This is a genomic window from Microbulbifer sp. ABF4_148, assembly GCF_056158985.1.
The window spans coordinates 4,188,481-4,208,698 of sequence record NZ_JBSWUI010000001.1 but is presented as its reverse complement, the minus strand read 5'-3'; the positions used below and the strand labels follow the sequence as shown (position 1 = coordinate 4,208,698).

14 protein-coding genes are annotated in these 20,218 nt (G+C 57.2%); 11 read left to right on the top strand and 3 right to left on the bottom strand.

Going from position 1 to position 20,218, the window contains the following annotated elements; all coding sequences use genetic code 11:
• Positions 1-899: 899 nt before the first annotated feature.
• The gene (locus ACXAD0_RS18410; RefSeq protein WP_475090269.1) at positions 900-1,481 is read right to left on the bottom strand and encodes an N-acetyltransferase family protein; all 582 of its coding nucleotides are present in this window, start codon (positions 1,479-1,481) and stop codon (positions 900-902) included.
• Positions 1,482-1,993: 512 nt separating this feature from the next.
• On the opposite strand from ACXAD0_RS18410, the gene ACXAD0_RS18405 reads away from it, so the two are divergent.
• Positions 1,994-3,451 (top strand): DEAD/DEAH box helicase, encoded by a 1,458-nt coding sequence (locus ACXAD0_RS18405; RefSeq protein WP_475090267.1) that lies wholly within the window; start codon positions 1,994-1,996, stop codon positions 3,449-3,451.
• Positions 3,452-3,568: 117 nt separating this feature from the next.
• Here ACXAD0_RS18405 and ACXAD0_RS18400 read toward each other — a convergent pair whose 3' ends face one another.
• The gene (locus ACXAD0_RS18400; RefSeq protein WP_475090266.1) at positions 3,569-4,888 is read right to left on the bottom strand and encodes a M20 family metallopeptidase; all 1,320 of its coding nucleotides are present in this window, start codon (positions 4,886-4,888) and stop codon (positions 3,569-3,571) included.
• A gap of 561 nt (positions 4,889-5,449) precedes the next feature.
• Here ACXAD0_RS18400 and ACXAD0_RS18395 point away from each other — a divergent pair.
• The 10 genes from ACXAD0_RS18395 (at position 5,450) to ACXAD0_RS18350 (ending at position 19,179) form a co-directional block, all read left to right on the top strand.
• A complete protein-coding gene (locus ACXAD0_RS18395; protein WP_475090264.1) occupies positions 5,450-6,604 on the top strand; it encodes an ABC transporter ATP-binding protein in 1,155 nt (384 codons plus the stop codon).
• 88 nt (positions 6,605-6,692) lie between these two features.
• The gene (locus ACXAD0_RS18390) at positions 6,693-8,903 is read left to right on the top strand and encodes an extracellular solute-binding protein (protein WP_475090262.1); all 2,211 of its coding nucleotides are present in this window, start codon (positions 6,693-6,695) and stop codon (positions 8,901-8,903) included.
• Positions 8,900-9,799 carry a sugar ABC transporter permease gene (locus ACXAD0_RS18385; RefSeq protein ID WP_475090260.1) on the top strand — a complete coding sequence of 300 codons (900 nt, stop codon included), beginning with the start codon at positions 8,900-8,902 and terminating at the stop codon, positions 9,797-9,799. The genes ACXAD0_RS18390 and ACXAD0_RS18385 overlap by 4 nt, the downstream gene beginning before the upstream one ends.
• 180 nt (positions 9,800-9,979) lie before the next feature.
• A complete protein-coding gene (glk, locus tag ACXAD0_RS18380) occupies positions 9,980-10,942 on the top strand; it encodes a glucokinase (RefSeq protein ID WP_475090259.1) in 963 nt (320 codons plus the stop codon).
• 162 nt (positions 10,943-11,104) lie between these two features.
• Positions 11,105-13,879 carry a TonB-dependent receptor gene (locus tag ACXAD0_RS18375; RefSeq protein ID WP_475090258.1) on the top strand — a complete coding sequence of 925 codons (2,775 nt, stop codon included), beginning with the start codon at positions 11,105-11,107 and terminating at the stop codon, positions 13,877-13,879.
• 166 nt (positions 13,880-14,045) lie between these two features.
• Positions 14,046-15,563, top strand: coding sequence for a tryptophan halogenase family protein (locus ACXAD0_RS18370; protein ID WP_475090256.1), 1,518 nt, complete (start codon positions 14,046-14,048; stop codon positions 15,561-15,563).
• A 132-nt stretch (positions 15,564-15,695) separates the two neighbouring features.
• A complete protein-coding gene (locus tag ACXAD0_RS18365; protein WP_475090254.1) occupies positions 15,696-16,229 on the top strand; it encodes a TrmH family RNA methyltransferase in 534 nt (177 codons plus the stop codon).
• Positions 16,230-16,421: 192 nt separating this feature from the next.
• Positions 16,422-17,156 (top strand): glutathione peroxidase, encoded by a 735-nt coding sequence (locus tag ACXAD0_RS18360; RefSeq protein WP_475090253.1) that lies wholly within the window; start codon positions 16,422-16,424, stop codon positions 17,154-17,156.
• A gap of 90 nt (positions 17,157-17,246) precedes the next feature.
• Complete coding sequence (locus ACXAD0_RS18355; RefSeq protein ID WP_475090252.1) at positions 17,247-18,707, top strand: dihydrolipoyl dehydrogenase; 1,461 nt, start codon at positions 17,247-17,249, stop codon at positions 18,705-18,707.
• Between the two features lie 73 nt (positions 18,708-18,780).
• A complete protein-coding gene (locus tag ACXAD0_RS18350; protein ID WP_475090251.1) occupies positions 18,781-19,179 on the top strand; it encodes a CBS domain-containing protein in 399 nt (132 codons plus the stop codon).
• Between the two features lie 43 nt (positions 19,180-19,222).
• Here the strand turns inward: ACXAD0_RS18350 and ACXAD0_RS18345 are convergent, their stop codons facing one another.
• Positions 19,223-20,059, bottom strand: coding sequence for a DUF3014 domain-containing protein (locus ACXAD0_RS18345; protein ID WP_475090250.1), 837 nt, complete (start codon positions 20,057-20,059; stop codon positions 19,223-19,225).
• Positions 20,060-20,218: the final 159 nt, after the last annotated feature.

Sequence of the window (20,218 nt, the reverse complement as noted above, 5' to 3'; positions counted from 1 at the left end):
TAGCGACGCAAAGCCTGCTTTGCGAGTGACGAACGCCCGGCCACGGATGGCCGGGCAGGGGCTTGATCGAACACAATGCAGTTGCGCCATGGATGGCGACGCGGATATGCATTGCCTCTGCCCGCAGTTGAGGGCAGTGCTCCGCCTGGATCGCCAGCCCGGTTCAAATAAAAAAAGGGCCACCCATTTGGGTGGCCCTTTTTATTGCTCGCGCATCCAATATTTGGCTCGTACCTCTTCTACCGGTTCTCATCCATGAACGCGTTATCGGTACAGATTATATTTGGACAACTCAACTTCGGCCCATGGTAAGCCGACTGATGATCGTCCACAGCCTGAATGGTCGGCACAGAGCAATTGAAAAAAGGCGGCTACCTATCTCGCCTGCAATACAGCCCCGCCTGCAATACGGCTGCGAACATGAGAAAAGCCATGTTTCGTTCCAGGCGAATACACCTGAACGACTTCAAACCGCTATTTCATCAAGGCAGTTAAGCTGGTCTATTTTTGTGCGTTTCATTTTGCCCGAACGAGAATCACCGTTATGGGTATATATCCCACTGTTATGCACACCTCTATCCCAAATATTTGTGGGTAACCGCGCTCTCAATGGCGCTTACGAAGCAAATCGCGCTTATCCACATGAAAGGTCTTTTTCTAGCGCTGTTGGGGGACGAAAAAACTAACAAAATCATTGGGTTAGTGGGTTGACTTGGTCAGTTTGGTGCCCGGCGAAGGGTTTGTTTCATTTTTGCGCATTCCTCTGCAGCCCCCGTCGGAAATGGGATTGCGAGGGATGCGCGAACGTTATGCACAGGTCTATCCAAAGAATGTGTGTGTAAACAAAATAGCGGTAGGGCCTGCCGGAAATTGACAGGCCCGGGTGAATGTTAAATGGATTACCAGCGGTTGGCGTGGACTCTCTGTTCCATACGTTTTCGCGGTATCAGGTCTAGTGAGTAAGTGACCAGTGTGTAGTCCCGTGGGTCCGCGTGGCAGTCAAAGCCAAAGTGCTTCGCCAGTCGACTCGAGTGGCGATTTTCGGCTGAGTCGATCGAATAGATTCTGCCGAGGCCCTGGTTTTTAGCGGCGTCCACAAGTCGTTGCAGGAGCTGTGTACCAAGGCCGTTATGTTGCCAGTCGTCGCTGACCGTCACTGCACATTCGCACGCGCGTTGATCATCGTCGCAGACATAGTGCGATACGCCGACCGCCTCCTGGCCATGCTCCGTTTCCACCAGGGCAATATAGGCCTCGTGGATCTCATGGTCGTTCTGTGTCAGTAGCTCCATGAGTTTATCTGTGACCTTACAGTTGCCGCCCAAAAATCTATCGCGCCGACTTTCTGCCGACAGGCTTTCCAACAGCTTCTTCTCGAGGTGGTGGTCTGACGGGTCCAGCGAACGAATGATGACGGCGCGCCCGTCCCGCAGTGTTACGGAGTCGCTACCTGTCGCGGAGTTGTTGATGTAGGTAGCCATGTTATTTACCTCCTACTGAGGTTGAGTGAAAGTCAGTGGGCACAGAGCCCAACGCGTGATTTCCTACTAACTCATCGTAAGGTGGGGTGAAACTCCACCACATCAACCGGTCGCGCTATGTCGACGTGTCATCCCAGTCACCCACGAGTGACTCGAGCGTATTGGGCGGGTGAGAGAAAATACAGCGCATCGCGGGTGTATGGGTGGGGTTTCTGGTATAGTGGCGCCACTGCCCTTATAGCAGTGGCGTCATCTGTAGGTCGAGATTCTTTTCTCGATACATTATTTGGAAGTTTGTCCTGCGCTCACCTAACGAGCCGCGACCCCCTCTCCTCTTCTACTGCATGTCGCACCCGGTCAGCAGCGCCTGACCAGTAATTGCGTTATGCGTCTCCACACGTGTTACGTCTTAAGCACGGCTTTGTGAATAGGCCGTGAGCGATACCAATTGCCCGCGTGAAATCTGCCAGTTGTTAATGGTTGCGCCCGGGTACCATGAGGTTTACAGAATTATGTTATTCGAAGATTTGGGACTGGTTCCCGAGCTTGCACGTGCGGTGGCAGAGCAAGGTTATGAAGCGCCTACTCCCATCCAGGCCCAGGCCATTCCTGTTGTGATGAAAGGCGGCGACATCATGGCTGCCGCGCAAACGGGTACGGGTAAAACTGCAGGATTTACCCTGCCGCTTTTGCACCGTCTGAGTGCAGGAGAACGAGCACGGAATAATCAGGTCCGGGCACTGGTACTGACGCCGACGCGTGAGCTCGCGGCACAGGTATTCGACAATGTTCAGAGCTACAGCAAGCATCTGCCGATGCGCCACTCGGTGGTTTTCGGCGGGGTAAAGATCAATCCACAAATGATGCGGTTGCGCGGCGGGGCGGACATTCTTGTTGCGACACCTGGGCGCTTGCTCGATCTGTTCAATCAGCGTGCGATACGCTTTGATAAGCTCGAGGCGCTGGTCCTGGATGAAGCGGACCGGATGCTGGACATGGGCTTTATCCACGATATCAAGCGTATTCTCAAGATTCTGCCGAAGAAGCGTCAGAACCTGCTGTTCTCCGCCACATTCTCATCGGAGATACGTGCGCTGGCAAAAGGTCTGGTCCATGACCCCGTCGAAATTGATGTGGCCCCCCGCAACAGTACGACGGCCACCGTTAAACAAAAACTGCATCCGGTGGATAAAGCCCGCAAGACCGCATTGCTCAGCCACTTGATTCTCGAAAACAACTGGCAACAAGCCCTGGTATTCAGCCGCACCAAGCACGGCGCTAATCGTCTGGTCAAACAGCTGGAAGCCAGTGATATTCGAGCGGCGGCGATTCACGGCAACAAAAGTCAGAATCAGCGCACCAAAGCACTGGCCGATTTTAAGAGGGGCAAAGTCAACATTCTGGTGGCTACGGATATCGCGGCGCGCGGTATTGATATTGACCAGTTGCCACAGGTCGTTAACTTCGATTTGCCGAATGTGCCGGAAGACTATGTGCATCGCATTGGGCGGACGGGTCGTGCCGGTGCCAGCGGGCAGGCGGTATCCCTGGTTAGTGCCGATGAGATCAAGCAGTTGCGGGATATTGAACGATTGATTCAGAAGGCCATTCCGCGCGAAGAAGTGGAGGGCTTTGAACCCGATCATGCCGTGCCTGACTCGGGTGCGAAGGGTGGTTTGAAGGGCAGTCCGCGCAAAAAGGCCAGCCGTCCTTCCGGTAACCGTTCCAACGGCAATCGAGGTAATAGCGCAGAACAGCCAAAAGGCAATGGTCGCGGTCGCCGCGGCAACGACGCGCGGCCGGGCGGTAATCGCAATGGTAAAGCCAGCGCGAACGGCAATCGTCGCGACGGGGAGCGTGGTCGCTCCGGTAACCGGGATGAAAATCGCGGTGGCAAAGCCCAGCGCAAAACATCTGGTGATGCACCTCGCCGCGCGCCGCGTCGTCGCCCGGTGTCCGGTAACGTCTAGTGATGTGGTGATTTCGTCCTGAGACGAACGATGGCTCGATTAAAAAACCGTGTTCCTGAAAAGGAACACGGTTTTGTTAGTTTTCAATCGCAGCGTTTTTCAGTCACTGGGACAGTTTCACTGGCTCTGGTTGTTGTTCAGATAATTCAAAGCCAACTCAGTTAACGTGCGGGTACCAACTTTGAGTGCGGATTCGTCGACAAAAAAGCGTGGCGAATGATTGCTGGCGGCAGTGGCCGGGTCCGTCCCCTTGGGTGTGACACCCAGGAAGTAGTAGAAGCCGGGGACTTCATTGGCGAAGAACGAGAAATCTTCCGCACCGGTGACTTTCGGAATCTCGATAACATTTTTCTCGCCCGCGATCGAGCGCAGTAGTGGCAAGACCGCTGCGGTCAGTTCCGGATTATTCACGGTAACCGGATAGCCTTCATCAATCTCTACGGTGGCCTTGGCACCGGCACTTTCAGCTATTTTTTCTGCGGAAATTCTCAGGCGTTTGAAAATCTCCGCCCGATTACCCATGTCGAAGTTTCGAATAGTGCCAACGAGTTTCACCTCATCTGGAATGATGTTGTTGCGCACGCCACCATCGATAATCCCAAAGGAAAGCACCGCGGGTTCCTTGGTGATGTCGATTTGCCGACTCACGATCGTCTGTGCCCCCATTACAATCTGTGCGGCAACCGGGATCGGGTCGATGCCGCCCCAGGGGCGCGAGCCATGGGTCTGCCGGCCATGCACGTGGATCTCGAAGCGATCGGAGCTTGCCATGAGCGGGCCAGAGCGATATCCAATGACCCCAGCCGGCAAGCGGGAAGTCACATGTTGTCCGAAGGCGACGGCAGGCTTGTACTTCTTGAACAGTCCCTCTTTCAACATGAGCTCAGCGCCGCCCTCTTCTCCCTGGGGCGCGCCTTCCTCTGCCGGCTGGAAGATAAACAGGATATTGCCCTTCAGCTCATCGCGGATTCCCGCGAGTACCTCAGCGGCGCCCATCAGCATGGCGACATGGGTGTCGTGGCCACAGGCGTGCATCACGCCCACTTCCTTGCCGTTGTAGGTGGTGGTGACCTTGGATGCAAAGGGCAGGTCAACTTCCTCTGTTACCGGTAACGCATCCATGTCTGCGCGTAGCGCCACGGTCGGCCCAGGCTGGCCGCCTTTCAACAGGGCGACTACGCCGGTGTGGGCAATCCCCGTTTCTATTTCCAGGCCGAGTGAACGCAGGTGTTCGGTAATATATTCCGCGGTTTTGAACTCGCGGTTACCCAGTTCGGGATTCTGGTGCAAGTGGCGACGCCATTCGATCACCTTTGACTCTGTATTGGCTAGCTGTGTCTTGAGATCATCGGCACTGGCTGCGCCGGGCAGTAAGATCAAAGCGGCGGAGGATAACAGGGGGAGAATGGCGGTCTTCAGATAAGGGTGGCGTTTCACGGGTGCTCCTTGTTGTTGTCTTTGAAGCCTGGCTCAGAGGCGCCTTGTCAACTGAAATCAAATCAGATTCGTTGAGCTGATAGTAGATTGCAATTTCAAGAGTGTCGCTGGCTTGATGCAATCTTAAGTCATCGGCTCCAGCGCGGTGGGATTCCGCTACAGGGCCAGGTAGGGGGTAGAAATCTGGTGATTTTTTGCCCCGTCGAGCCGCGGGAAAAAATTCGTCCCTTGCTGATTCGATGCAGTGGTATCGCGGCGATATACGACCGAATGGTAAGTCTGTGGAAGCTTATCCGCGTTATAGGGTCTTTTCTAGAAAAGTATAAGTGTGCAGGGAGAAGGGCTAGATCTGGCGTTTTTTGCATTTTTTGCGTTGGTCATTTATTGTACAGCGCCTTGTTTCTACGCCCGGCCTGGGGATGATGTACGAATAAGGTGCCCGGAGGAGAATGGGATCCTCCCCCCAATCAGCCCCACAGGGGCGTAGGCGGGTGGATCGCTTAATACTCCGTGCGTCGATGAGATGTTCCAATCAACACAAGCTACCAACAGGTAGCGCCTTTGCGAGGTTCCGCTTTGGCCAGTATTGAGTTCAAGCAGGTGGTAAAACAGTACCCCGGCAGTGTGCCCACTGTGCCGGGACTGGACCTGTCTGTGCGCGATGGCGAGTTCATGGTGCTGGTCGGCCCATCTGGTTGTGGTAAGTCCACCACCTTGCGCATGATTGCTGGCCTCGAATCGGTGACCGCCGGCGAACTCTGGATCGGGGATCGCAAGGTCAACGACCTGCCGCCGAAAGATCGCGATGTCGCGATGGTTTTCCAGAATTACGCGCTCTATCCGCATATGACCGTGTTCGAGAACATGGCGTTTGGTTTGCGGGTGCGCAAGCAGCCTGAGGCGCTAATCCGGGCGCGTATCCAGCAGGCGGCCGAATCGCTTGGCCTTGCAGATCTGCTGCAGCGCAAGCCGGGACAGCTGTCTGGCGGGCAGTGCCAGCGCGTTGCCCTCGGGCGTGCGATGGTGCGTGATCCCCGGGTATTCTTGTTTGATGAGCCGCTGTCGAACCTCGATGCGGAGCTGCGCGTACAGATGCGCGCAAACATTGCCCGTCTTCATCGGGAAGTCGCCACTACTTCGGTCTATGTGACCCATGACCAGGTCGAAGCAATGACCCTCGGACAGCGCATTGCCATCTTGAATGGTGGTGAGCTGATGCAGGTCGGGTCACCAATGGCGCTGTATAACGATCCCGACAATGTCTTTGTTGCCGGGTTTATGGGGTCCCCTCCCATGAATATCCTGCCAGTACAGAATGCCGGTGAGTCACTTTCCTGTGGCCTGTTCCAGCTCGACACGGTCCATCTTGGGGAGAACGCCTGCGCCGGTCTGAAAGGGCTGGGTGCGGCACTGCTGATGGGCCTCAGGCCTGAAAAGCTCGAGTTTGCAGCGGAGGCGCCCGCCTACTGGCCGCGGCTGCGTGCCAGGGTCGATATGGTGGAAACCCTCGGTGCGGAAATGTTGCTGCATCTTGGTGAGGGCAGCGAGCGCATGATCGCACGGCTGTCTGGGTTGCGTCCGATTGTGCCGGGTGAGTCCGTCGAGCTCGCCTTTGACCCTGCCGCTGTTTATTTCTTCGAGGCCAATACCGAGCGCCGCTTGCGGTTTGAGTCGGTCGTTTCTACCGTACAGGAAACCGTCGAGGTGGTCTCCTGATGTGGGTCGAGGCGTTTGGGGGGCTGCTCACGTGAGGCTGCCGCGCTGGATACAGTGCGCGCTGCTTCTGCTCTGCTGCGCGGTCGGTGTGCCGACCACTGCGCAGCAGGAAGAGCGAGAGCTGTTGCTCTGGCATGGCTATCGTGGTGAGGAGCGACAGGCGCTCGAGCAGCTACTGGAGCGCTTTAATCAGCGCGAGTCCCAGCGACCGGATGCTGTGCGGGTGCGAGCCCTCGCCGTCCCGTTTGGTGGTTTTGCCGACAAACTCTCTGCCGCGCTGCCGCGCGGACAGGGCCCCGACGTGTTTATTTTTGCCCACGATCGCATTGGTGGCTGGGCACGGGCCGGGCAAACTATCGCCCCGGTGGGTGACCTGATCGCGCCCTCATTGTTGAGCCGTTTCCCCGAGAGCCTCGTTGGGGCGATGCGTTACCGGGGTGAGCTCTATGGCCTGCCTTTTAATTTCAAAACAACCGCGCTGATCTATAACCGCGCCCTGGTGGATCGGGCACCGGAGACCTCTGACGAGCTGGTGGCACTGGCCGCTTCGTTGACGGATCGTCAGAAAGGCCGTTTTGGCATGGCCTACAGTTACACCGAACCCTTCTTTCACGGTGCGCTGATGAACAGTTTCGGCACCGGTCCATTCGCCACCGATGGGGCACCGCAACTCGATAGCGACGGAAATGTTCGTTCGCTGGAATTACTCTCGCGCTGGGTTAGGGAAGACGGGATCTTGCCTGAAGAGCCCAACAGCACCCTGGTCACCAACCTGTTTAATCAGGGGCGTGCCGCCATGGTCATCAGTGGTCCGTGGATGCTGGGCGAGATCGATCCCTCTATTGATTACGCCGTTGCGCCACTGCCGTTGAACAGTGAGAGCGGTGCGCCGTTGGCGCCATGGATTGCGGTCGAAGGGCTGTTTCTTTCTGCCGCCTCAGAGAAAAAGCCTGCCGCCTACCGGCTGATGGACTTCCTGACCAGTGATGCCGCGTCCCTGGAGATGGCCCTTACCGGGGGGCAGTTGCCGGCCAATGGTTCTGCATTCTTCCATCCGCAGGTGGCGGCCAATGCGGTCAGCATGGCGTTTCGGCGGCAGCTGAATACCGCCGTTCCGATCCCGAACCAGCCGGAAATGACCCTGTTGTGGAAGCCGCTGGAAACCGTCCTGAAGAAAGTTGTAAAAGGCGCCGCCCAGCCAGAAGCCGAGTTGCGTCGCCTGCAGCAGGCTTTGGTGCGCGATGCGGCGGCGCTTGACGTTGCGCCCGGGGCGCCGGCGAAATCTATCCCGGTATGGGTGTGGTTGCTGCTCGCGGGTGTGCCGATGGCGGCATTGGTGGCCGTGTATCGGCGCAGAGCCCGTATTGTCGCAGGATGGCGACAGCACCGGGGGGCCTATATTTACGTGCTGCCCGCAATGCTGGGTATGTTGGTGCTGGTCTTTTTCCCGCTGCTTTATGGTCTGTTGCTGTCGTTCACCGATACCACGTTGATGAATGAAAACACCCCGCTGGCCTCGCGCTGGCTGGGGCTCGGGAATTACGTTGGCATTCTCGGTGACTGGAATCTCTGGTATGGAGAGGGTGACGAGCGCAGCATCAATTATGACAACTTCTACTGGACGCTGGCGGTAACGGTACTGTGGACCGCGTCGAACGTCCTCCTTGCGGTTGGTCTCGCCATGGCCCTGGCACTGGCCCTGAACAAACCCATCTTTGGGCGCACCTGGTTCCGGGTATTGCTTATCCTGCCCTGGGCGGTGCCGAATTACATTACGGCATTGATCTGGAAAGGCATGTTCCACCCGCAATTCGGCGTCATCAATCAGGGGCTGCAGGTGCTGGGCTTTGGCCCCGTAGCCTGGTTTGATTCCTTTGGGGCCAGTTTCTTTACCGGGCTGGTGACTAATGTCTGGCTCAGTATCCCGTTTATGATGGTGGTGATCCTTGGCGGCCTGCAGTCGATTCCGCGTGACCTGTACGAAGCGGCCCGCGTAGAAGGGGCAGGGCGCTGGCTGCAGTTTCGCAGTATTACGCTGCCGCTCCTGCGGCCGGTACTGATTCCGGCGGTGATCCTGTCGGTGGTGTGGACATTCAATATGTTCAACGTCATCTACCTGGTGAGTGACGGTGCCCCGGCCGGTGCCAACGATATCCTGATCACCAAGGCATTCCGTATCGGATTCGAGAAATACCAGTACGCCTACTCCGCCGCCTACTCGATGGTCGTGCTGATGCTGCTGTTTGCCTATGCCATGTGGCAAACGCGGGTGTCGCGTACATTGGAGGCGGCGCGATGAAAGGGCTGCTGCAGCAGAAATTCCTCTCTGTGCTCGGGGACATCTTCAGCTGGCGCTTCGCGCTGCTGCTGGGCGCCAGCGCCGTCGTCGTTTATCCGCTGCTGTGGGTCGTCAGTCTGGCTTTCTCGGGGCAGCAGTCTTTGCAGCTGGTGCAGCTGCCTGAAGGCGCCAGCTTGTGGCAGCAGTTGGCTGCCTTGGTGCCGTTGCCGCAGCAGTGGTCACTGGATAACTTCCGCGCGGTCCTGACCGAGCAACCCTTCTTGCGCTGGCTGCTGAACAGCCTGGTGGTGTCGCTGGCGACCACGGTGCTGGGCCTGGTGCTGTCATGCACCGCAGCCTATGCGTTTTCACGGTTCCGTTTTCCGGGGCGCGAGCGCGGACTGATGCTGTTCCTGATCTCACAGATGTTTCCGGCGGTGCTGATGTTGATTCCGCTGTACGTCATCGTGGTGCAGTGGCTGGGGCTCGGCAACAGCTGGATGGGGCTGATCCTGGTCTACGCGATCACCGCGCTGCCGTTCTGTGTGTGGATGCTGAAAGGCTACTTTGACACCCTCCCCTTCGAGATAGAGGAGTCAGCCCTCCTGGAGGGGGCTTCCCGACTGACAATCTTTTATCGCATCATTCTACCGCTGGCGCGCCCAGCGATTGCGGTAACCGGGCTGTTCTCTTTCATGACGGCATGGAATGAGTTCATCCTTGCCTCCATTTTTATGGATGACGAGGCGCTGTACACCGTACCGGTGGGGCTGCGCTTTTTTGTCAGCGACTATGCCTCGGAGTGGGGGTTCTTTGCGGCGGGTTCGATTCTGGTATCGATTCCAGTCATTCTGCTGTTCCTCGGGTTACAGCGTTTCCTGGTCTCCGGCCTGTCTGCCGGGGCAGTGAAGGGCTAGCGCGAGGGGATAAAGTCGCAAAACCAATGAATTGAGCGCCTGCGCGGGCCCCATGGGACTGCGTGGGCACGCTGTTGATTTTAAACTGGGGAGCTTCAGCCCCTTTTGGAAGTAAAGAGGTGGCGGCGCCGGTCCCTGGGGGCAAATGCACGGTGTCGTCGCGAGTGAACAGGATTGAACATGACAAGTATCGTCGCAGATATTGGTGGCACCAATGCCCGCTTTGCCATTGCTACCGAAAGTGGGGGCAGCTATCAGCTAGACGCCCTGAAGGTGGTGAACTGCGCGCAGTTTGGCGGCTTTGATGCGGCTCTGGCGCATTGGCTGGAGGGATTGGATCAGCCCCGGCCAGAAAGGGCCTGTATTGCTGTGGCGGGGCCGGTGGAGCGCACTCCGGAAGGTGGTCGGGTCAATATGACCAACCTGGGGTGGCAGATCAGTGCCGAAAAACTCTGTGCCGATCACGGGCTGGAGCGGGTACAGCTGATCAACGACTTCGCTGCGCTTGCCCTGTCACTGCCCCTGTTGGGTGAAGACGAGTATCAAGTCGTGCGCGACGCAGAGCGCTCGAGCACTGGCGCCATGGCGGTGCTCGGCCCGGGAACCGGGCTGGGGGTGGCTGGCCTGATTCGCGCGGAAGGCAAATTTCATGTCGTCGCGGGTGAGGGCGGACACGCTAACCTGCCAGTTTCGACCGCGCGGGAGCTGGAGTTATTCCGTATCCTGATGGAACAGCAGACTCCGGTATTCAACGAGTGGGTCCTGTCCGGCAGTGGTCTGGTGAATTTGTATCGGGCGGTTTGTACGTTGCATGGCCGTACGCCCGAAGACCTGACACCTCCGGATGTCAGTGGTCGGGGGCTGGATAATTCAGACCCCCTGTGTCGCGAGACACTGATCGATTTTCTCAACTTCCTTGGCAGTGTTGCCGGGGATGTTGCCGCTTATTTTGCAGCGAGCGGTGGTGTATTCCTGGGAGGTGGCGTATTGCCCCGAATCGACTCTCTGTTGCCGGAGAGTGAATTCGAGCAGCGCTTCCTTGCCAAGGGACGCCTGGAGGAATGGCTGCAAGCGGTGCCGGTGTATGCCCTCAAGGCAGGTTATCAGGCACTGATTGGCGCTGCAGCGCGGCTTGAGCGCTGACAAAAACCACTTTTTAACCAAAGTGTTGTGGTGTGGTCGACTACCGTGAACCGGTAGTCGCTTCTACTCCCCCCTCCCCCCCCTTGGGGGAGGATGTTATGGACAACTGGGGTACCTAGGATGGGTGGTACTCACCATAACGATAAGTCCAGGGAGAAGATGATGAATCTAACCAACCCACGCTTCCGGCCGGCCCTGCTGTCCGCGGCGATTGCAGCATCTGTGACTGCCTCCGTAGGAGTCTACGCACAAGAGGATGGCGCATCGGCACTGGAAGAAGTAACTGTTACCGGTTTCCGCAAGAGTGTGATGGACTCCATCGACACCAAGCGTGACGCCAAGGCTGTTGTTGAAGCGATCTCTGCAGAAGATATCGGCAAGCTGCCTGACTCCTCTATCGCGGAAGCGATTTCCCGTCTGCCGGGTCTGACTTCCCAGCGACTGGACGGCCGTGCGAGCCGTGTGACCATTCGTGGTTTTGGCGAAAACGAGAGCGCCACAACCTTTAATGGTCGCGAGCAGGTTTCCATCGGCGATAACCGCGGTGTTGAGTTTGACCTCTACCCGTCGGAAATCATGAGCGGTGTAACCGTATACAAGACCCCGCAGGCTACCGTTGAAGCGGAAGGCATTGCCGGCGTTATCGACATGCAGACCGTCAAGCCACTGGATCGCAGCGAGCGCGTTATCCAGTTTAACGGCCAGATGGAAATGACCAGCTTTGACAAGCTGAACCCCGATGGCGAAGACCAGGGTCACCGCGGTACTTTCTCCTACATCGACAAATTCGCCGATGACAAGATTGGTGTCGCGGTTGCGTTCAACACCATGAGCTCCCCGAACCAGGAAGAACGCTGGAACGCCTGGGGCTACCCGGAGTTCAGCGTTGCTGGCGAGAACTACTCCATCCTTGGCGGTGCCAAGCCGTTCGTCCGCTCCTCCGTACTGGAGCGCGACAGCGTTATGGTTGTGATTGATGCCCAGCCGACTGACAAGCTGCGCACCACTTTCGACGCGTTGTACGTTGACTTCAATGACGAGAAGATCCTGCGCGGTATCGAGATCCCGTTTGCCTGGGGCCAGGGCAGCCTGTCTGCTGATCCGGCAGATGTTGACCCGAACACTGGTTTCATTACCAGCGCGACTACCGACGGTCAGCGCGTTGTTGTTCGTAACGACCTGGAAAACCGTGAAGCCAAGCTGAGCTCTTTCGGATTCAATGCCCAGTTCGACGCAACCGACGAGCTGCAGCTTGAGTTTGACGTAAGCCACTCTGCTGTTGAGCGTAAGATCTGGAGCTTCGAGAGCTACGCCGGTACTGGCCGTGGCGATAGCAACGGTGTTGCCGATACTCTGACCTACTCCTTCAAGTCCGGTAATACTGGTGCGACTTTCGAGCACGGCCTGGACTACAGCGACTTCGACCTGATCCAGTTGGGCGGACCGCTGACCTGGGGTTGGAGTTCTGCGCTGAATGACAAGTACAACCTGGCTGGTACTGAGTTTGAAAATACCGCTCAGGATGGCTTCCTCAATGCACCGGAAATCGATGACGAGCTGACTTCTCTGAAGCTGGCCGCTACCCAGATGGTAGAAGCCGGTATCGTTAACGAAATCAGCTACGGCGTTTCCTACCGCGATCGCGAGAAGGTTAAGCGTTCCAACGGTTACTATATGACCCTGTCGGCGTTCCCGGAGATGCAGGTCGTACCGGAACAGTACCGTCTGGGTTCTGCTTCCCTCGACTTCATCGGCATGGGCGACATGATCGCTTATGACGCTGGCGCCATGCTGGCTGATGGATACTACGACCTGACCAGTGAAGCACTGACCGGCATCCAGCACCTGCTGAAGTCCTACTCTGTTGGTGAAAGCGTGACTGCTGCATTCGCGCAGGCTAACTTCGAGACTGACGTTGCGGGCATGCCACTGACCGGTAACTTTGGTGCGCGCTACGTTTACACCGAGCAGAGCTCTGACGGCTTCGCCGGTCAGGTCATCGGTGGCCTGGTAGTTGCTGAAGCGGTCTCCATCGATCACGACTACGGTCACTTCCTGCCGAGCCTGAACCTGGCTCTGGAACTCGATGACCAGCAGACTGTTCGTTTCGGCGCAGGCAAAACCCTCTCCCGTGCTCGCATGGACGAGATGAATGCTTCCCTGGAAGTTTCCTACAGCCAGCAGGTTGATGCGAACGGCAACAACTGGAGCATCAGTGGTGGTAACCCGCTGCTCGAGCCGAAAGAAGCGATCGGCCTTGACCTGACCTATGAAAATTACTTCAGTGAAGAAGGTTACTTCTCCGCAGCGATTTTCTGGAAGGACCTGAACGACTGGCACTTCGACGACAACTACACCGTAAACCTGGAAGGCGTTGCTGACCCGGCTACCGGCGTTGTACCGGAAAACTCCACTGCAACTGCATGGGGTAAGGTCAATGCTGGTGGTGGCACCCTGACTGGTTACGAGCTGTCTGTTGCTCTGCCGTTCAACCTGTTCACTGAAACTCTGGACGGTTTCGGCCTGCTGGCCAGCCACACTGGTGTTGAGTCCGATATCCAGGACCAGAATGGCAACGACTACGAACTGCCGGGCCTGTCTGAAAGCATTCAGAACATGACCGTGTACTATGAGAACTACGGTTTCCAGGCGCGTGTTAGCGGTCGTAAGCGTTCCGACTTTAAAGGCGACGTATACGGCATCGGTTTCGATACCCAGCAGGTTGATATCCTGGGTGAAACCATCGTCGACGCTCAGCTGGGTTACGACTTCGCCGACGCCGGTATCTCCGGTCTGGAAGGCCTGTCTGTATTCCTGCAGGGCCAGAACCTGACCAACGAGCCGTTTGTTGCCCTGAGCGGTGACAACGCGCTGCAGGTTCGTGACTACCAGAACTACGGTAAAACCTACCTGCTGGGCTTCAGCTACAAGCTGTAATCCCGCCAGAGATGGTTAGACCCTAGGTCTAGAAAGCCCCTGCAACCCCGGTTGCGGGGGCTTTTTTGTATCTGCGGTGAGATGCCGCTCTCCACAATGTGGGAAGCCACAGCAGCCAATGTATACTTTTCGTAATTTGCGGTGACTACCGCAGTTTCTTCTCTACATGCAAACAGGCTCTCGTAACAACGTGAATAACAGCGCAATTCAAAACCTGGTAATTCTTGGTGGTGGTACCGCCGGCTGGATTACTGCGGCATTGATGGCCAAGGTGATGGGCAAGTCCATCAACATCACTCTGGTAGAGTCAGACAAAATTGGTACCGTCGGTGTCGGCGAAGCGACCATTCCGCCGATTATCAATTTCAACCAGGCGCTCGGACTGGACGAGCAGGAGTTCCTGCGTGAAACCAAGGGCACTATCAAGCTGGGCATCCAGTTTGAGAACTGGCTGAAAAAAGGCGATCGCTATATGCACGCCTTTGGTACCATTGGTAAGAACTTTCCCTTCTGTGATTTTCACCACTTCTGGGTGCGTCATCGCCAGAACGGTGGGCAGGAGAGCCTGTGGGATTTTTCCCTGAATTATCAGGCAGCCAAGCACAATAAATTTGCGCAGTTGGCGCAGATCAAGGGGACCAATCTTCCTGGTATTGCCTATGCCTACCATTTTGATGCGGGTTTGTACGCGCAGTTCTTGCGTAAATACAGTGAGGCCAAGGGGGTTACCCGCATTGAGGGGACTGTCAGCGACGTCAAATTGAATCCGGACAATGGCTACGTTGACCGACTGATTCTGGAAGGTGGCCGCGAGGTAGATGGCGACCTGTATGTTGACTGCACCGGGATGGCAGCCCTGTTGATCCACAAGGCGCTCGGTTCCGGCTATGACGACTGGTCCCACTGGCTACCCTGCGATCGCGCCCAGGCGGTGCCCAGTGCCGCGGTGAAACCGATTGTTCCGTATACCCGTTCTATCGCGCATGAGGCGGGTTGGCAGTGGCGTATCCCACTGCAGCACCGCACGGGGAATGGGCTGGTATATTCCAGTCGGCACTGGTCCGATGAGCAGGCTAGTGAAGTGCTGCTGTCCAATCTGGATGCGGAGCCGCTGGCGGATCCAAAAGTCATTCGGTTCCGCACGGGCCGCCGGCGCGAAGCGTGGCGCAAGAACGTGGTCGCTATCGGGCTTTCGAGCGGTTTCCTCGAACCACTGGAGTCCACCAGTATTCACCTGATCCAGTCTGCGGCCACCCGCTTGATCAAAACTTTCCCGCATCGTGGTATCCAGCCCGGTGAGGTTGCGGAGTTTAATCGCCAGACGCAGGTGGAGTTTGAACGCATCCGTGACTTCATCATCCTGCACTATAAGGCAAACCAGCGTCGCGACAGCGATTTCTGGCGTGAGTGTGAAAGCATGCAGGTGCCAGATTCACTGCAGCGCAAGATGGACCTGTTCCGTGCAACCGGTAAGGTATACCGCGATTTTGATGACCTGTTTACCGAAGTCGCGTGGCAGCAGGTGCTGATTGGCCAGGGCGTGATTCCGGAAGATTACCACCCATTGGCAGGCAATTTGTCTGACGCACAGATGGCCGACCTGATGGGCAGCCTGAAAACACTGGTCGATGGCACAGTGAACACGCTGCCGCTGCACGAAGACTTTTTGCCGATGGCGAAGTAGGCCGCTTGTGCCGGGGTGTGTGCCGCGCGCCCCGGTCGCGTTACACTGCTCGTGCCCACTGCTCGTGCCCACTGCTCGTGCCCACTGCTCGTTCGGGCTGGGGAGGATACTGACAGCAAGCGGATGGTTTGAATGGAAGAAGCCCAGCGCCAACTCGAACACACCGACTTTGTCCCGGCAGGGCAGCGCTATCCCCTGATCTTACTTGCCAGTGGATTCAAAACGCCCGGCAATGTGGGCAGTCTGTTTCGCATTGCTGACGCGCTCGGCCTGGAACAGTTGCTGTTGGCCGGCGACACTCCGCGCCCTCCCAACAGTAAGCTGCGCAAGCTTTCCCGCTCCTCTGAAAAGTACGTACCGCATCAGCATGAGGCGGATGTGGTGGCAGCGGTGTCCCGCTTGAAGCGCGCCGGCTACCGCATTGTTTGCCTGGAAATTACCGACGCCAGTATTCCTTTGCATCAGTTGCGCTTGCAGCCCGAAGAGCGCGTTTGCCTTATTCCCGGTTCAGAGAGTGAGGGGGTGAGCGCTAACTTACTGGCTTTGGCCGATACCGTCACCCATATCCCCATGCAGGGTTTCAATTCTTCCATGAATGTCGCCAATGCCTGTGCTATTGCCTGTTATGAAATCACCCGCCAGTTGCGTCCCTGCCTGCCGGTGTGAGTCCTCTGCCACTCGCCGATGACTGGCGAGTCTGTCCTCTCTAAAGTCCGCTCTATTAAATGCCTCTGATCTTCTGGTTTCACTCTTGGCTATTAGAAGTATAAAAAAGATCAATTTCATCAATCGATAGTCTGATCATATAGTATCTCCATTGTTAATTACTGCAATCAATCAGGACGACTGGAGACAATCATGTTGCAACCCAAAGAAGGTCAGGCTGTACCGCAAACCACATTCCGTACCCGACAGGGCGACGAGTGGGTGGATGTCACAACGAGCGAACTGTTCAAGGGCAGGAACGTTGTGGTTTTCGCCTTACCGGGTGCCTTCACCCCAACCTGCTCATCCACGCATCTGCCGCGGTACAACGAGTTGGCGCCGGTACTGAAAGCCAACGGTATCGACGACATCGTGTGCCTCTCGGTCAATGATGCCTTCGTGATGAATGCCTGGGCAGAAGACCAGGATGCAGAGCACATTACCTTCATCCCGGATGGTAATGGCGACTTCAGTCGCGAGATGGGCATGCTGGTGGACAAGCAGGCGCTTGGGTTTGGACCACGCAGCTGGCGTTACTCCATGCTGGTGCGCGATGGCGTCATCGAGAAGATGTTTGTCGAGCCGGAAAAGCCGGGCGACCCCTTCGAGGTTAGCGATGCCGACACCATGCTCGACTACATTAACCCCAAGGCACAACTGCCGCACCGGGTGACCATTATCAGTAAGCCGGGCTGCCCGCACTGTGCTCGCGCGAAGAAAGCCCTGGATGGTGCTGGCTATCGCTACGAGGAAATCAGCCTCGGTGACAATGGCGTGAGCTACAGCTCGCTGGCGGCGATTACCGGTCAGGGCACGACTCCGCAGGTCTATGTGGACGGCGAGCGCATTGGTGGCGCGGACCAGCTCGAAGCCTGGTTGCAAGACTGATCGAGCCTCGTGCTATCCCTTTGGCCGGGCCTTGTGCCCGGCCTGATCTGACACAAGACCATTACCCCATTTATTCGAAAAGAGTTTGTCATGAGTACCATCAAGCGTTCTGTCGACGTCGCCATCATTGGTGCGGGCACCGCCGGTATGGGTGCATACCGGACCGCCCGTGCGCACACCGATAATCTGGTTCTGATCGAGGGCAGCCACTACGGGACAACCTGTGCGCGCGTTGGCTGCATGCCCTCGAAGCTGCTGATTGCCGCGGCGGAAGCCGCTCATGGGGTGACTGCGGCAAACCAGTTCGGTGTCATTACAGAGCCGCCCCGCATCGATGGCCCGGCAGTGATGGATCGTGTACGACGCGAGCGCGATCGTTTTGTGGGGTTTGTCGAGGATGCCGTTGAGGACTTTCCCCCGGAACACAAGATTGTCGGTACCGCGAAGTTTATTGATGACCACCACCTGGATGTAGAAGGTTATGGCGTCATTCACGCGCGGGCGATTGTGATCGCCACCGGCTCGCGACCGAATGTACCTGGCTTTCTGCAGGCCGCGCAGGAGCATCTGATGGTCAACGATGATGTGTTTGAGCTGCAGGATATTCCGCGCCGGGTGGCGGTATTTGGGCCGGGTGTGATCGGTCTCGAGTTGGGGCAGGCGCTGCATCGACTCGGGGCCAATGTGCATATGTTTGGTGTCGGCGGTGCGGTCGGCCCGCTGCAGGATCCAGAAATCCGCGCCTATGCGCTGGAGACATTCAACGAGGAGTTTTATCTCGATCCCGATGCACAGGTGAAAGACCTGGAGCTGGTCGACGGCAGTGTGCGCATTGAATTTGTCGATCGCACTGGTGCCAGCAACACGATCGAGGTCGACAAGGTGCTGGCCGCGACCGGACGTCGGCCGAATGTCGACCGGCTCGGTATCGAAAATACCACTCTGGAGCTGGATGCACGCGGTAACCCGACATTTGATCGGTTCTCCACCCAGACCAGCGTGCCGCATATTTTTATCGCCGGTGATGCCAACAGTGATATCCCTTTGCTGCATGAAGCGGCCGATGAAGGGCGCATCGCCGGTGACAATGCTGGCCGTGTACTGGAGGGCAGCGGTATCGCGCGCTCTGGCCTGCGCCGCACGCCGCTGGCGGCGGTCTTCACCGATCCCCAAATGGCGACGGTGGGGCTGAGTATCCAGCAAGTACAGGAACGCTGCCGCAGTTGCTATGCCGAGGGTCTGGTGAGTTTTGAGGACCAGGGGCGATCAAGGGTGATGGGTAAAAACAAAGGGCTTGCCAAAGTCTACGGTGAGCAGGGCACGGGCCTGCTGTTGGGAGCGGAAATCTTTGGCCCCGCCGCAGAGCATCTCGGCCATTTGCTGGCATGGGCCATACAGCAGCGTTTAACCGTTTCACAGGTGTTGGATATGCCGTTCTACCACCCGGTCATTGAAGAAGGCTTGCGCACAGCCCTGCGTGACTTGAACGCGAAGCTACATCTGGGTCCGGAAATGATCGAGCGCTGTCTCGATTGCGGTCCGGGCGCCTGAGCCCGGCAGTTTGAATTGAATTCTGATTGCGCGCGCCCTCGATAGGTCGACGCAACACTGAGGAGTAAACGCTATGAGTGATCTTCGTCATCTCACAACCACTGATACCATCACCCTGCGTCGCAATACGCCGGCCAGCGATGCGGTCGCAGTGCTGCTCGACAGTGGCCTGGCGGCGCTTCCTGTCGTCGAAGGCGGACACTATTTCGGTTTTGTGACCGTCAGCAGTGTATTGCACAACCTGAGTGTGAATAGTTACCACTGCGAGGGAGAGTTGGATGTCGCGGATATCCTGCAGTCACCCGAGCCGGTCAATCGCGCAATGGTATTGCCCGACCTGGGCGAACGTTTTGCGCGGGAAAACTTGCCTGCGCTCGCTCTGGTCGAGGGCGACCAATACCTTGGCACCATTTATGCGGAGCGCGTGTTGCGTATGTTGCAGAGCCACCGCGAGACCTGCAGTCAGGTATAGCGGATCGTGAGTGGAGGCTGCCGCATGACAGCCTCCACTGATTTCAGGAGGGTGGGTTGAACTGTTGCAGCTCGCTCTTTAATTCACGCAGTTTTTCCTTCACCCGCGCCGCATTGTCCGGCCCCATGCGAATCATTAGCTTTTGTACCCCGGGGAGTTTTTCCAGCTTCGGGTCGGCAAACTTGTAGTACACCGAAGGCTGCACCAATTTGATGGGGCCTTCGATTTCCGGCGCGGCCAGCGCCTGGTCAATCGCCTTGAGCAGGGTTTGATGGAAGGTCTGGTTGCGAACGCCCAGCTCACCATAGGCTTCCGCCAGGCGGGGATACCAGAACTCATAGAGCCGCAGGGCGGTATTGTTGTCCATCAATACCAGCAGGCGTACCGGCGTGTCGTAGCGGCCAAAATTTTCTTCGGAGAGCACGATGGAAGAGGGGCTCTCTTTCTCGACAATCACCTTGCCGGGCAGTGTCTTCAGGGGGCGATGCTTATGCACCAGCTCACCGCGAGAGGCGGCATTGACAGCGGCAACCCACTTTCTCACTACCTCATCGGATACCAGCCAACGGCCCAGTGCCCCATCCGAGGCGAGGCTGAGCAAGTCTGCGCTGAATACTGAATCACTGTCGTTGAGTTCGGGCAGCTTGCGTGCCGGCTTGGTGGGCTCTGGTACAACGCCGGGCGCTGCCTCAGGACCGGCCGGGGGTGCATTGATCTCAACGGGTGGTTCCGCGGGCGGAGCCGGTTCATTGGCCACCGGAGGAGGCGGTGGTACCGGCGCCTTGGGTGTGGGCTGCAGAAAGAAGTAGGCCCCTATACCAATCAGGACTACGATGGCCACACCAATGATCCAGCCGGGATTTGTCTGGTGCTCTGACATGGGGAGTTCCTCAAGTTTTCGATAGCCCAGGTTTTATTGGTAGCGTGGTCGCCGAGGGCGCGAGCGGCGCACACTGCTTTGAGTGTGGTAATCATCCCTGAGTTCAATCCCAAGCAATCCAGGCTTGCCTGGGCCTGCGGTAAATTGACCCGTGCTCCA